This is a genomic window from Moorena sp. SIO3I6 (assembly GCF_010672095.1).
Map to the genome: position 1 here is coordinate 1 of NZ_JAAHHU010001507.1, position 1,204 is coordinate 1,204.

Below are 1,204 nucleotides of genomic sequence, written 5' to 3' on the forward strand. Positions count from 1 at the left end.
CCAAGATTTATGGGGAGATGAGGCCAATTGGAAGACTCGGCCCCGGTGGAGAATCGGTCCGCGAGGCGTAGGTGAGTTGACCCATCTCGGGGCAGCAGATGTCAGGCTAGGAGCGAGTCCGACCGGGGAAGATGAAGGATTCAACGCGATCGTTGTCCGTACCAAACGAGGACAAGAATTATTTGATAAAGCTATGGCTGATGGTGTGCTGACCACGATCCAGGATATTACATTTCGCGACCTGGATCGCTTCCAGCCTCATAAGGTGCGACAGAAAAATGCCGCGTGGGCTCGTTTTGTGGGTATGCATGCCGCTGGCTTGCCAGTGCCAAATACGGAGGGTTTGCGGCTGGAAGAACTGGCGCGGAAAAAGAGCTGGAAAGAACTTCTGGCAGAAGCACGTGGGGCTCGTGCTCGCGCTAAGACGGGTCGGCTAGGAGAACCCTCAGCAACAAGGGAGTAATTGGAGGCTCAAAGAATTAAACTTCCAGAGCTTACGCAATTCAGCCATCGAAACACTACCTGTAGAGTTCTTCCGTAAACTCTGACTTCGTTCTATTTTATCTGGAAAATGAGTTTAAAGCAGGGAAAAATACCATCGCCAATTAAAGCGGTACACCTATCTTCTAATCCCATAATTAGGCCGAGAATGCCAGGAATTATGGGACATCTGGGCATAAATATAAACGGACCTTCTCTAATTCGCGTTCCTGACTGGATTGAAAATCCCCTAGGACGCTATTATCTTTATTTTGCCCACCACTTAGGCAAATATATTCGCCTTGCCTATGCCGATCACCTAGCAGGGCCGTGGAATATCTACGAACCAGGAACCTTACACTTAGATAGAACAGCTTGCCAAGATCACATTGCCTCACCAGATGTTCATGTGGATGAGGAGGCAAAAGAGATTTGGATGTACTTTCATGGTTGCTATCAAAAGCGGCATCGTGACAATCAAATAACGATGTTGGCTAAATCTAAAGATGGTCTCAACTTTACAAGTTCGCCAGAGATACTTGGACCAAACTATTTTAGAGTTTTCCGATACAACGGGTTTTACTATGCTATTGCCAACAATTGGTATAACACAGTTATTAACAATCGTCCCGTTGCTGGGATTTTGCTCCGATCAAAAGACGGTGAGACAGCTTTTGAGTTGGGACTAGATTTCATTTCTAACCTGCGGCACGCTGCTGTATGA

At 47.1% G+C, this 1,204-nt stretch carries 2 protein-coding genes; both read left to right on the plus strand.

Going from position 1 to position 1,204, the window contains the following annotated elements:
• On the plus strand, positions 1 to 463 hold a 463-nt coding region (locus F6K49_RS50705), incomplete at its 5' end, for a Coenzyme F420 hydrogenase/dehydrogenase, beta subunit C-terminal domain (protein WP_293110463.1).
• Positions 464 to 571: 108 nt separating this feature from the next.
• The gene (locus F6K49_RS50710) at positions 572 to 1,204 is read left to right on the plus strand and encodes a hypothetical protein (protein WP_293110465.1); all 633 of its coding nucleotides are present in this window, start codon (positions 572 to 574) and stop codon (positions 1,202 to 1,204) included.